Source organism: Sphingomonas leidyi, from assembly GCF_011761945.1.
In the GTDB taxonomy this organism is placed as follows: Bacteria; Pseudomonadota; Alphaproteobacteria; order Sphingomonadales; family Sphingomonadaceae; genus Sphingomonas; species Sphingomonas leidyi.
Genome location: NZ_JAASQV010000004.1, coordinates 230,620 through 243,462 on the forward strand (window position 1 = coordinate 230,620; position 12,843 = coordinate 243,462).

Annotated in this window: 11 protein-coding genes; 3 read left to right on the forward strand and 8 right to left on the reverse strand. The window is 66.8% G+C overall.

Annotation, left to right across the window (positions count from 1 at the left end):
* Positions 1 to 135: 135 nt before the first annotated feature.
* The 3 genes from FHR20_RS18610 to FHR20_RS18620 all read right to left on the reverse strand — a co-directional run bounded on the left by FHR20_RS18610 (position 136) and on the right by FHR20_RS18620 (position 2,194).
* A complete protein-coding gene (locus FHR20_RS18610; protein ID WP_167301104.1) occupies positions 136 to 744 on the reverse strand; it encodes an outer membrane protein in 609 nt (202 codons plus the stop codon).
* Between the two features lie 116 nt (positions 745 to 860).
* Positions 861 to 1,559, reverse strand: a complete 699-nt coding sequence (locus FHR20_RS18615) for a response regulator transcription factor (RefSeq protein ID WP_208413744.1) — start codon at positions 1,557 to 1,559, stop codon at positions 861 to 863.
* 182 nt (positions 1,560 to 1,741) lie between these two features.
* Entirely contained in the window at positions 1,742 to 2,194 is a 453-nt protein-coding gene (locus tag FHR20_RS18620; RefSeq protein WP_286711746.1) for a MarR family winged helix-turn-helix transcriptional regulator, read from the reverse strand.
* Between the two features lie 142 nt (positions 2,195 to 2,336).
* On the opposite strand from FHR20_RS18620, the gene FHR20_RS18625 reads away from it, so the two are divergent.
* Positions 2,337 to 3,107, forward strand: coding sequence for an alpha/beta hydrolase (locus tag FHR20_RS18625; protein WP_167301105.1), 771 nt, complete (start codon positions 2,337 to 2,339; stop codon positions 3,105 to 3,107).
* Between the two features lie 60 nt (positions 3,108 to 3,167).
* Here FHR20_RS18625 and FHR20_RS18630 read toward each other — a convergent pair whose 3' ends face one another.
* A complete protein-coding gene (locus tag FHR20_RS18630) occupies positions 3,168 to 3,521 on the reverse strand; it encodes an STAS/SEC14 domain-containing protein (protein WP_167301106.1) in 354 nt (117 codons plus the stop codon).
* A gap of 40 nt (positions 3,522 to 3,561) precedes the next feature.
* Complete coding sequence (locus tag FHR20_RS18635) at positions 3,562 to 3,972, reverse strand: acyl-CoA thioesterase (protein WP_086131069.1); 411 nt, start codon at positions 3,970 to 3,972, stop codon at positions 3,562 to 3,564.
* A gap of 217 nt (positions 3,973 to 4,189) precedes the next feature.
* Here FHR20_RS18635 and FHR20_RS18640 point away from each other — a divergent pair, with 217 nt between their 5' ends.
* Entirely contained in the window at positions 4,190 to 5,362 is a 1,173-nt protein-coding gene (locus FHR20_RS18640) for a glycoside hydrolase family 88/105 protein (RefSeq protein ID WP_167301107.1), read from the forward strand.
* A gap of 9 nt (positions 5,363 to 5,371) precedes the next feature.
* Positions 5,372 to 6,313, forward strand: coding sequence for a DUF4861 family protein (locus FHR20_RS18645; protein WP_167301108.1), 942 nt, complete (start codon positions 5,372 to 5,374; stop codon positions 6,311 to 6,313).
* Between the two features lie 209 nt (positions 6,314 to 6,522).
* On the opposite strand, the gene FHR20_RS18650 is transcribed toward FHR20_RS18645, so the two are convergent.
* From FHR20_RS18650 to FHR20_RS18660, 3 genes are all read right to left on the reverse strand, one after another.
* The gene (locus FHR20_RS18650; RefSeq protein ID WP_167301109.1) at positions 6,523 to 7,800 is read right to left on the reverse strand and encodes an alginate lyase family protein; all 1,278 of its coding nucleotides are present in this window, start codon (positions 7,798 to 7,800) and stop codon (positions 6,523 to 6,525) included.
* A 20-nt stretch (positions 7,801 to 7,820) separates the two neighbouring features.
* A complete protein-coding gene (locus FHR20_RS18655; protein WP_167301110.1) occupies positions 7,821 to 10,757 on the reverse strand; it encodes a TonB-dependent receptor in 2,937 nt (978 codons plus the stop codon).
* A 116-nt stretch (positions 10,758 to 10,873) separates the two neighbouring features.
* Positions 10,874 to 12,751 carry a hypothetical protein gene (locus FHR20_RS18660; protein WP_208413745.1) on the reverse strand — a complete coding sequence of 626 codons (1,878 nt, stop codon included), beginning with the start codon at positions 12,749 to 12,751 and terminating at the stop codon, positions 10,874 to 10,876.
* Positions 12,752 to 12,843 lie beyond the last annotated feature (92 nt).

A 12,843-nucleotide genomic window follows, 5' to 3' on the forward strand; every position in this document is an offset into this window, starting at 1 on the left:
GCCGGCGATGCGCCGGTTTGCCATCGAAGCCCCCAGGCGCCAAGCGCCAGACGGGGTGAGGACGGACGGCCGACAAGACCGCCCGTCCTCGGGTTGAGAACGGACGGTCTCTCCTCCGTCCGCCCTCGGGGCAAGTTAGAAGCCGACCGATAGACCCAGTCGGACATTCGAGGCTGTCAGCCCATCCCGATAATTCGCACGACTATATTCCGCGCGTGCATACATTCCCGGCGAGATCCCGGCCTCGATGCCGGCTCCCCACAGAAAGCCCTTCTCGGTCCCGCTGGTGCGGAGATCCTTGAGATTGGTCGCCCGGAAATCGGTCGTTTCGCGCACGCGCAGCCAGCTATAGCCGGCGCGGCCGTACAGCAGGACATTCGGCGCCGGCAGGATGCCCGCGCGGCCGGAGGCGTCCCAGGTCCAGCCCGGCTTCAACGCATAGTCGCCCGTGGGGCTCGCGGCGGTCAGGGTCTTGCCGCCCCTGCCGATCCCGGCCTCGGCACCGATCACCAGCAGGTCGCCGAGCTGCGCATCATAGCCGACATGGCCGCGATAGCCGATGCCGCCCTTGCTCTGGTCGATGCGCGAAGCGATCCGCGGCAGCGAATAGTCGCCATCATGCCAGCGATAGTCGATCGAAACGCCGACCTTGACGCCGCCAAACGTCGCATCGCCTCCCGATTGCGCAAAGGCGGTCCCGGGGATTGCCGCCAAGACGCCGATCAGTACACAGATACGCTTCATCGAATTTTCCCTCCGGTCTCACAGGAACCGCCTCTTTCGGCGGCTCCGCATCCGGTTGGGCGGGGAACCTTGCATCAGCATTGCGCCGCGGGATCCGGCGGCAGCAACCGCCGGCGCTATCCCTCCATCCGCAACCGATATCCGACGCCCCGGACCGTCTCGATGCCGATGTTGCGGCCGGTCGCGCGATCGAGCTTCAATCGCAGGTTGCTCACATGGACGTCGATGCTCCGGTCATAAGGGTGGCGGGAACGCCCCAGTGCCGCCAGGCACAGCGCATCCCTGGTGGAAACCGTGTCGCCGCCGTGCATCAGCAGTTCGAGCAGATTGAATTCGGTCACGGTCAGGGCGACCTGCTGGTCGCCCCACGACGTGGTACGGCGCGCCTTGTCGAGGCGCAGCCGGCCGGCCGAAATCATGGGCTGGGCCGGCAGGTCGCGGGTGCGGCGCAACACGGCGCGAAGACGGGCGAGGAGTTCGCGCGGGAAGCAGGGCTTCGCCAGATAGTCGTCGGCGCCCAGCTCGAGACCGATGACCCGTTCGACATCGTCATCGCCTCGCGCAGTCAGCATCACGACGGCCACGGCGCTGCGGGCCCGGACGCGGCGGAGCACTTCGATGCCATCGATCCCGGGCAGCATCACGTCGAGGAGCACGAGGGCGAACCTGCCGGACAAAGCGAGATCGACGCCCTCCTCCCCCGTCGCGCTGGCCGTCACCCGAAAGCCCTGGGGAAGCAGATAGTCGCCCATCAGGGCGCCCAGCTGAGCATCGTCGTCGATGAGCAGTATCTCGATCACGTCGGCACGGCACATATCGGAAGCCCCTCGCAAGGAAGGGTCAGGCAGCCGCGAAGCGCGCGATCGGAACGACGGCGCCGGGCGCCGGGGAGTCAGCAAGACGCAACTTCATACATGGATCACCATCCGCCGGATCGACCGAACGGATTGCCGGGGAAGGTTGCGCCAACCTTGCGGAGCCGGCCGGCGAAAGGCGCCTAGCCCGCATTGCCCCCCGTCAGCGCCGCACGCAGCTGCAGGACCTGATCGTTGAGCGCGACCATCTGGGGCACGCTCAGCCCCGAATTGGCAAGCAATGCATCGGTGAGGCACGAAGCGCGGCTCCGCAGCGCCTTGCCCGGGGCGTTCAGGAACACCCGCACCTGGCGCTCGTCCTTCGGGTTGCGCCTGCGCGCGACGAAACCCGCAGCCTCCAGCCGCTTCATGAGCGGAGTTATCGTGCTCGGATCGAGCGCCAGCCGGTCGGCGATCGCCGAGATGGTCTGGCCGTCGCGTTCCCACAGCGTGCTCAGCACCAGATATTGCGGATAGGTCACGCCCAGCGAATCGAGCATCGGCTTGTAGAGCCGGTTGATCGCGATCGAAGTGGAATAGAGCGAGAAACAGAGCTGCGCATCGAGCGGCAATGGCTCGCCAGGGGTCTTGGCCACAAAATTCCTCGCTTCCGAATCATGAACTTACGACGAAAATACATATCGCGATAAATTTCCTCTGGACAAGAGGGCCGAACGGGCGCAGTTAATTATTATCGCGATAAATAATGTCGCGGAAACTTTTGAAAGGAGACCTCAGATGACCAAGTCCAAGATGCTGCTCGCCGCCGCTGCCACCCTCGCCCTCGGCACGGCCCCCGCCTCGGCCCAGGAAAGGGCCGCCGCCCCCGTCAAGTCGGTCGTGCTCGTGCATGGCGGGTTCGTCGACGGCTCCGGCTGGATGGATGTGTACAAGATCCTGAAGAAGGACGGCTATGACGTCACCATCGTCCAGAACCCGACCAACTCGCTTGCCGACGACGTCGCGGTGACCAAGCGCGCGATCGCCGCCGCCAGCGGCCGGGTGATCCTGGTCGGCCACAGCTATGGCGGCGTCGTCGTCTCCGAAGCGGGCACCGATCCCAAGGTCGCCGGCGTGGTCTACATCGCCGCCTTCGCCCCGGACAAGGGCGAGTCGGTCTCGTCGCTGATCGCCAACCCGGCCCCCGGCGCCCCGGTGCCGCCGATCCTGCCGCCCCAGGACGGCTATCTGTTCCTCGACAAGGCGAAGTTCGCCGCCGCCTTCGCCGCCGATGTGAAGCCCGAGGTCGCCCGGTTCATGGCGGACTCGCAGGTCCCCTGGGGCGTGGACGCCCTGGGCGGTGCAGTCACCAGCCCGGCCTGGCGCGTGAAGCCGAGCTGGTACCTGGTCGCCAGCGACGACCATATGATCCCGCCGGCGGCGCAGCGCCAGATGGCCGCGCGGGCCGGGGCCCATGTCAGCGAAGTCGCGGGCAGCCATGCGGTCTATGTCTCGAAGCCGGCCGCGGTCGCCGCAGTGATCGAGGAAGCGGCGAAGGGCGCGAAGTAGACCCGCCTCCCCTCCACTCCCCCGGCGCCGGGCTTCTTCGGAAGCCCGGCGTTCGGCGTCTCAGCGGCGCAGCAGCCAGGTGAGCGCGCTCTCGGCCCGTTCGAAGATGCGCAGATAGGGCTGGGTCATCTCGCGGCGCACCTGCATCCGCGCGATCGCGCTTTCGGTGACGACGGCGATGCGGCTCGCCTGGGGAAAGCCGGCGAAGTGGCGGCGAAAGGCGCGCACCGCCTCCTGGGCCTGCACCCCGCTGCGGCGCATGTCCATGCGCAGGAGATAGCCGGGCACGAAACCCTCGGCGTCGAACTGGTCGCGCAGCTTGCGGGCATAGTCGCCCACCCGATCGGGCTCGAACATCGCGAGCCACTCGATATCGAGCAGATTCAATTCCTTGCGAAAGGTCACGCGGTACATCCGGCTCCTCTCGCAGCGAGAGGTTAACGGATCCTCGCCGTCAATCCTCGGCCTTGACGAAGAAGCGGTCGATCACTTCGCGCGCCAGCCGCGCGGGGCGGAGCGTCTCGGCATCGAGGCAGCACCAGCTCGACTTGACCTCGGCCAGCACCTCGCCGCCGCGGCGGATCACCGTCTCGTAAAAGGCCCGGGCGCCCTGCACCTTCTCGAGCAGCACGGTCGCGACGACATCGTCCTCGAGGAACGCGGGCTTGCGATAGGTGATCTCGTGCTTGAGCGCGACCCAGAGATGCTCGGCCACCGCCTCGACCGGCGCCAGCGCCTGCCAGTGGCTGATCACCGCCTCCTGGACCCACTTCAGATAGGAAGCGTTGTTCACATGCCCCATGAAGTCGATATCGTCCTGCGCGACGTCGATCGGAAACTCATAGGGAAGCGCGGTGCCTGACATATTCCCGCATCATAGGGCCTATCGGGTTTCGAAGCGACTAAAATCCCCGAAATCCGCGGACTTCGAGGAACCGGCGGATGCCGTAGCGTCACCCCGGCGCGACGAGGCAAACCCGCCCGGCCCGCACGACAGATTGGCCTTACCACTTGACTTGGACACAGCGGGCAAACATCGTCCGGGCATATCGCGGTGACAGCGGTAGCAGAGAGGAGACAAGATGAAACTGAAGCTCGCCGCCGCCCTCCTTGCCGGAGCCGCGCTCGCCGCCAGCCCGAGCGGCATGGCCCGCCCCGTGGCGCCGGCCGCCGCGCCCGCCCTGCCGAGCCGCATGCAGCTGATGGCGTCGATGGAGCGCGTCGCCGACTGGCAGCTGACGCATCTCGACGACCTGAGCTACATGCCTGCCGCCCGCCCGAGCACCAAGCGCGCGCGCGACTGGCAGCAGGCGACCTTCTGGGTGGCGCTCACCCATCTCGCCGACCGTTCGAGCAGCGTGCGCTACAAGGACGCGATCTTCTCCAAGGGCCGCGAGGAGGGCTGGAAGCTCGGCGACCGGCTCTACCATGCCGACGACCACATCATCGGCGCCGCCTGGATCTGGGCCGCGCGCAAGGGCGCCGGCGCCGCCGCACTCGCCCCGATGCGCGCGAGCTTCGATCGGATCCTCGCCGCCCCCAAGACCAACGACCTCCATTTCGTCGCGCCCGAGCCCGGCGCCGGCGACCCGGGCTGCACCACGCGCTGGTGCTGGTGCGACGCGCTGTTCATGGCGCCGCCGACGCTCTGGGCGCTGAGCAAGGACACCAGGGACGGCCGCTACGCCAGCTTCGCCGACAAGGAATATCGCGCGACCACCGACTATCTGTTCGACAAGGGCGCGCATCTCTATTTCCGCGACAGCCGCTTCTTCGACCAGCGCGGCGCGCACGGCGAGAAGCTGTTCTGGAGCCGCGGCAATGGCTGGGTGTTCTCCGGCCTCGCCCGGATGATCCCCGAAATCCCGGCCAAGGATCCGCGCCGGCCCTATTACATCAAGCTGTTCAAGGAGATGGCGGCTAAGCTGGTGACGCTCCAGCGCGGCAACGGCTATTGGCCGCCCTCGCTGCTCGCCGATCCCGACCGCTCCCAGGACGAATCGAGCGGCACCGGCTTCTACGTCCATGGCATGGCCTGGGGCATCAAGGCCGGCCTGCTCGATCGCAAGACCTACCTCCCGGCCGTGACCAAGGGCTGGGCCGCGCTCGAGCACGCCGTTCAGCCGAACGGCATGCTGGGCTGGGTACAGCAAGTGAGCGACCGGCCCGATGTGGTGAAGGCCGAGGATGCGCAATTCTACGGCACCGGCGCCTATCTGCTCGCCGGCGCCGCGGTCTATGATCTGACGAGGTAAGGAAGAAGCATGAAGCACGCCCTCTGGTTGCTCGCCGCCCCGCTGCTGGTCGCGGCCGGGCAGGACAGTGCCCCGCCCGCGCCGCTGGCGACGCTCAACGTCCGCCAGGCCGATGGCAGCTACAAGCTGGTCGACCGGATCGACGTGCCCGCGGACCATAAGATCCATGACGGGCTGATCGCGATGGAGGGCCCGGGCTGGGAAAGCGACAGGATCGCCTATCGCCTGTACCTCGACGAGCGCAACGTGCCCGACATCTACGGCAAGAAGCTGCCCGGAAACATCCTGCCCACGATCGGCATGGGCAAGGACGACTATCATTCGATGGCGCCCTGGGGGCAGGACATCTTCCAGGTCGACCAGTCGCTGGGCATGGGCGGGATCGGCGTGCTGCGCGGCGGCGCGGCGACCCAGCTCGGCAAGGCGAAGGTCGGCGCGCGGGTGTTCAACACCGATCGCGCGGCGACGGTGCTGGTGACCAATACCGGCTTCCCGGGCGATGGCGGCCCGGCGGATCTCTCGACCACCTATCGGATCTTCGCGGGCTCGCGCCTCACCAATGTCGAGGCACGGGTGGGCGGCAACGTGCCGACCATGGTCGCCGGGCTGACGCTGCATGACGGGGTGACGAAGATCGAGAGCCCGAAGCGCGGCAAGTGGCGCTATTTCGCCACCTGGGGCAGGCAGAGCCTGGCCGGGGACGATCTGGGCATCGCCCTGTTCTACCCCGCCGACGAGGCGGCGGCGACGGGAAGCGACGGCAAGTCGCTCTATGTGCAGTTCTGCGATCCGCGGAACCTTCGCTACGCGTTCGGTGCGGCCTGGGTGGAAGAGCCGGGCGCGCCGAAGACCGAGCGCGAGTTCCGGAAATGGCTGGACGATACCGCGGCCGAACTCGCCCGCCAGCCCTTCGTGGTGAGCACGGCCCAGAAGACCTGCCCGGCGAAATAGGCGGCGCCGAAGCCGGGCGGTTCCCCGGCAAAGGCCCGGGTCGGGGACTCATATTCGTATCCGCCCTCCCCGCGCAGGCGGGGAGGGAGGAAGGAATCGCAAAGGCCTGCCTGGGTTCTCAGCCTGGAAGGGGGCCTCTCTCCCGTCCGAGATTCCGCCTCGATCGAAGATGACGCCCCTCCCCCCGGCAAGCCCGAGGGAACAGCCGCTCAGCCCGGATTCTTCCCCTCGCCCGCCGCCGGCGCCGCACCGAAATAGCGCTTCAACTCGGTCTCCGGCGCGAGCGGATAGCCATCCCCCCAGGCCCCGCGCGCGCGCCGCATCAGCTCGTCGAGCTCGCCGGCATCGGGGCGCAGCTCGGGCATCGGCCAGGCATCGACCTTGCGATAATAGGGTTTCAGGAAGTCGGTGGCGCCCTTCAGGCTCTTGGCGCCATCGGCATAGTTCCACACATCCACGCCCACGCATTTGGCCATGTCGGCGACGTCATAGGCGGCGAACAGCGCATAGATCGAGTAATGGAGGCTGCGCGTGCGGGCGAGCTCCAGCGGCATCCTGCCCTCGGCCGTGATCTGCGGCGAGATGCGCTTCTTGCCAAAGGCCTCGGCCACCGCCTTGGCCATTTCGGGCCGCCGCGCGAACAGGGCGAACTGCGAGGTCTGCGCGTCGAACCACATGCCGTGATTGTTCTTGGCGGCATTCTCCGCCTTGCCGTTCCTGCTCGTCTGCATCCAGTCGAGATAGTCGGAGAACCACTTCTCCAGGCCCTTCTGCTCCTCGGCGGTGAGCCTGGCCGAGGGGCCGATCAGCCCGATGCCGTCGACCACACGCTCGAGCCGCGAGGTGTCGAGCACGCCCTCGGCACGGCCCTCCTCGCGCCCGGGCACGGCCTGGGCATAGTTCATATTGGGGTTCATCCGCGTTTCCGGGTTGAGGAACCAGGTGCGCACCAGGCTTGCGGCGCGCCCGGCATAGCGCGGATTGTCGGAGAAATAATAAGCGAGGCTCAGCGTCTCGACGTCCGAGCTCATGCCCTCCAGATCGGTGACGTCGAACTTGTCGGTGTTGCGGTCCGGATTGATCTCGCCGTCCTTGCGCATATAGGGCACGCCGCCCGGCTTGCTGGGATCCGGCCACCAATAGGGCGCGAGGCTGATATAGTCGTGCCGATCGCGCGACGGCGGGATCGTGCGCTTGTCGACCACCGTGTAGAGCGGCCGCTTCATCGCCGCCTCGGCCCGCGCGATCAGCGCGTCATAGGCCGCCTTCACCGCCGGATCGGTCTGGATCGCGGCCTTGAGCCGCATCATCGCGTCCGGCGCCAAGAAAAAGGTCCTGCGTCCGCCGAACGACGCGGAATATCCTTCCGCGCCGGCGCAGACCGGCTGCTGGGTATTTAGGCCAGGGGAGGCGATCCCGGCATGGGAGGCAGCCTGCGGCGCGAGCGCCGCAGCCAGGACGAGGAGAAGAGAGGCACTGCGGCGCATCGGAGATTCCTTTCGCGTGCTCAGTAGCGGATCCGGACGCCGAAATAATATTGCGGCCCGCTCTCGCTCACTTCGGCGATCGAATCGTAGCCGCCCTTGTAGAACACGTCCCTGGTATTGGTGACGTTGAGCGCCTGCAGCTTGAGCTGGACGTTCCTGGTCACGTCATACTGGGCCGAAAGGTTCAGATAGCCCGCATCCTGCACGCCGCGATTCGTGCCGCCGTTCGGCTTGTAGTAATGCGAACGGTAGCGATACATCGCGCGCAGCGAGAAGCCCTTGCGCTCCCAATAGACCGTGCCGTTGGCGACATATTTGGAGAGGCCGATCAGATTCTCGGGATCGAGATAGGTCGCCAGTGCCGAGGTATCCGGATACTGGAAATTCGCCAGGGCGATGTTGACCGAGCCGTTGATGCCGAAGCCGCTGAGGATGCCGGGCAGCCAGGTGAAGGCATGGCTGCCGGTGAACTCGAAGCCGTAGAGGCGGCGCATCTCGGGATCGTTGGCCGGCGCGATCAGGTTGACGTTGTAGGTCTGCTGGGTCGGCGCGCCGTTATCCACCTGGGTGGTGACCGAGATCGTCGTCGGGATGCCCGCCGAACGCGAGATCACCGATCCGCGCAGCCACTTGTAATAGCCGGCGATCGAGAAGAGCGTGTCGCGGCTCGGATAGAATTCCAGGCTCAGATCCGCGTTCCAGGCGCGCATCGGCTTCAGGTTGGGGTTGCCGCTGGTCGGGTTGAAGGTGACGCTCGACGCGCCACCCGAGCCCGAAGTCGGGTTGAGGTTGATGCCCGCGCCGAAGCTCTCGATCGGCGAGCGCGACAGGGCGCGATAGCCGGCGGCGCGCAGCTTGATCTTGCTCGACAGGTCGAAGGCCAGGTTCAGGCTGGGCAGCCAATATTCATAGTCGCCCTTGAGCGTGTCGGTCTGGATCGTGCCGCTGGGATCGGCGGCGACGGTGTAATTGTCCGACGCGGTGTCGATCGTCACCTTGAACGGCAGGCGGAAGCCGACCGAGGTGATGCTGGTCTTCACATAGCGCAGGCCGATATTGCCGCTGAACGGCGTGCTGCCCAGGTCGCCGCCGAAGCTGGCCATCGCATAGGCGGCCCGGATCTTCTCGGTGACGTCGATGTCGCTGGGGTCGCGGCTGTCGGCCGGCAGTGCCAGCGAATCCTGGCCGGTGAAGGTCTTGAACAGGCACTGATTGTCGAAGGTCGCCCAGCTCGAGAGGTTGGTGTTGGTCGTCGGGAAATATTCGCTGGTCGGGAAGCTGCGGCGGCAATTGGCGTTGGCGCTGCCGATGATCTGCGCCACGTTGGTGAAGCTGCCATAGGGCACGATCGTGTTCAGGTCGGTGTTGCGGTTGTTGTCCAGCGTGCGCTGGTGCTCCGAATAGCGGCCGCCCGCCTTGATCGACTTGATGAAGCCGTCATTGGCGAACCGGTATTCCGCGTCGAGGCGGCCGGCCCAGATATCGTCCTTGCGATCGGTGACGAAGCGCTGGCGGGCATAGACCGAGGTGGCGGTGTTGGCGGCGAAGTTCGCCGGATTGTTCACGTCGAAATTGAAGAAGGTGACGCGCGGGACGATCGGGCTCTCCGAATAGTCCAGCTCATAGCCGACGCGCGCGGTGGAGCGCATGCGGGTCGCCTTCTGCGTCTCGGTGCGATGCGAGTCGGAGAAGCTGCCATCGGCGGTGATGATGAAGTTGCCCGGCTTCCAGGTGACGGTGGCGCCACCGCCCTTGTAGGTCTCGTCGCGCTCGCGCAGCTCGAGCTGGTTCTCGATGTTCGAATTGCCGCTGTACTTGATCAGCGCGCCCTTGCTGAAGCCATTGGTGCCGTCGCCGATAAGGATCGGCTTGATGCCGCGCAGCGCCTCCGCGATCGACAGGATGTTGCGGTTCTCGGTGGATTCGCGCTTCGACCATTGGCCGTCGATCGAGATGTCGAGATTGGGGGCCGGGCGCCATTGCAGCGCTCCGATCACGGCGTTGCGCAACTCGCGCGTGGTCTGCTGGCGGAAGTTGCGCGACTGGGTGGCGTAATAGGGGGTGCCGATCGTTTCGCCGATGCCGGCGCGCGGCGCGGCGCCGACCTGGCAGTTCACTGCGGCGCCGGCGGCGTTGTTCGCGGCCGAGCTGGTCGAGATCAGCGTGCCGTTGCTGGCCGAGGTGTTGCACGGCACGAAGTTCGAATTGCCGTTGTAATAGTCTTCCGGCGCGGCGACGTCCTGGCGCTGATAGCCGATCGCGATGCCGATCTCGCCGATGCCGGTGCGGAACTGCTTCACCAGGCTGGCATTGGCGCGATAGCCCAGGCCGTCACGGCCGATGATCGCGTCGTCCTTGGGCAGATACGAGCCGCGGATCTCCGCCTGGAAGCGCGACTTGCCATAGTCGAGCGGGCGCATCGAGCGCAGCTCGATCACGCCGCCGATACCGCCTTCGAGGAAGTCGGCCCGCTGGGTCTTGTAGACGATGACGCCGTTGACCAGCTCCGACGGGAATTGCTGGAAGGCGACGGAGCGGTCCTGGCCCGCGGTCGACACTTCGCGGCCGTTGAAGGTGGAGAAGCTGAGCGTCGGGCCAAGGCCGCGCACCGAGAGCTCGTTGGCATTGCCCTTGAAGCGATCGGCCGAGACGCCGGTGATACGCTCCAGCGTGTCGCCCACGCTATTGTCCGGCAGGGCGCCGATCTCGTCATTGACGATGCCGTCGAGCACGACATCGGCATTGCGCTTCACGTCGATCGAGCTGCGCTGCTCGGCGCGCGCGCCGGTGACGATGATGGCCTGCTCCGCATCCTGGGGCGCCGCGCTGTCCGCCGGGGCGGGATCGGGCGCGGTCTCGGCGGTCTGCGCATAGGCAGGCATCGCCGCACAGGCGGATGCCAGCAACGCCAGGCGCAGCGAGTTGCGTCCGAAAGCGGAAAAAACAGTCCCAGGCATGGAATCTCCCCGTCAGTTATTACGCCCGTTTTCGGGTCTGGTGGTGTGGTAAGGCCAATTTGGCACCGGTGTCAACCCAATTGGCCAGCGCGGGCGGCCCGGGATCGTAACGCCTGTCACTTGTAGCTGAGCGACCAGGTCAGCGTGAGCGGCGCGGCGAGGCGCCTGCCCGCCAGCGTGCAGCGGACCAGCGAGGCGAAGGCGCCGGTGGGTGCGCGATATTCCTTGCCCGTGGCCGGGCCGACCGTGCAGCCGTCATAGCCGGTGGCGGAGAAGCCGGTCACCTCGCCCGCCCCGAACCTCACGGCGCCGGGCCCGGCGCTGCGCGGATCGCCCGAGAAGCTGGCGAATTCGAGCGCGACTTCGGAAAGATCGACGGGCGCGGCCGCGCGATAGACGTCGGTGCGCGTGATCCTGCCCGGCGCGAACTCGTAGCGGGTGCTCACGGCGATCCGCTTGTCGGCGGCGGGCGCGTTGCCGCCCATCCGGTCCATCGCGTCCTGCCGCCAGCCGACGATCGTGCGATCGCCCCGGCGCTGCCAGGTCACGCCGCGGAACCAGGCAAGCGGCATCAGCACGCTGCCGTCGGCGAGCGCGAAGCGCGGGGTGAGCTGGGGGAAGCTCGCATCCGCCGATCCCTGGAGCATCCCGCCGGCGAACGGGATCGGGAAATAGGGATTGTGCATGTGCTGGTCCTCGGCGCCGTTGATGATCGGCAGGCCGATGACGTGGCCACGATCGCGCAGCGTGAGCAGCGCGCGATCCTGCGCGCCGCGCGCGAACCAAGTGAAGCGGGCGGCGGGCAGCGTCTCCAGCCAGGCCGCATAGCCGGGCGACGGCGCGGCGCGCTTGTAGCCCAGCGCGTTCCACAGCGCGTTGGTGTAGATATACTGGCGCGCCAGGCTCAGATTCTCGCCCAGGATCCGATGCTTGCCGCGATAGCCGTCGGTACGCCGGCCATCGTCCCACAGGTTCACCGAGCCTGTGGCCGGGTTCAGCCAGAAATCGGCATAGCGCGCGGCGATCCGGCTGGAGAGCGCATAGGCCATGTCGCGCTCGCGTGGCGCGAGCACCCCCAGCTTCGCCGCGGCGGTGAGCACTTCGAGGAACGCCGTCTCGCCATAGGCGCCGATGCTGCGGCCATATTCCCAGCCCTCGCCGGTGAGCGTCGCGCGCGCCAGCATCAGTTCGGCGGACTTGCGCAGCCACGCCTTCACGTCCGGCGTGGGCGCCATGCCGGTCTCGATGAAGCGCTGGGCGATCTCGCCGATCAACAGCACCGAATAGCGATCGAAGCGGCCATGCCCGTCCGTCTCGTCGGCAAAGCCATATCTGCCCGAATAGGTGCGGTAATGCGCGAGCATCCGCTTGAGCAGCGCCCTGGACGCCGTCTCGTCCTCCCAGCCGAGCAGGTAGCGCAGCCGCGCGACGCTGAAGGCGACGCCGTAGTAATTGTTCGGCAGCCCGTGCAGCAGGTCGAGCGACCGCGCATCGACGAAGCTGCGCCAGTCGAGACGCTGGCGGAGGCGCGCCAGCGTTTCGGGGCGCACCGCTTCCTCCAGCAGCCCGGCCTGTTTCAGCGCATGGAGGGCGGAGACATAGTAATAGATGCCCCAGCTGTCGTTGGGATCGGCGACGGTAAGGTCGGCGATATCGCGATAGCCGGCGAGATATCCGGCAAGGCGCGGGTCGCCGCGGGGGGTATCGAGCAGGAGATAGTGCAGGCCCGAGGCGATCTTACCGGGCAGGAACTTGTCGCCGCTGTCGAACACCGGCACGCCGTCCAGCCGCATGTCGCGCTTCTCGCGCAGCAGCTGGTGGAGCAGGCTCTCAAGCTGCGGCATCAGCCGCTCCTCGATCGTCGCGTCCATCGGCGGCGCCGCGACATAGACGGGGCCATGCGGCGCGGGCGCGGCTTGCTGCGCGACCGCGGCCGGGCTTGCGAACGCCGCGAGACAGGCGGCACCGAGCAGTGCACGCGAACGATTCTTCAATTGGCCTCTCCTTTTGGTCAGGCCAATTTCCATCTCACGGTAATCGGTGTCAAGCCACTGCGTCACGGAAAGCATTGCCCCGATTTCCGCCA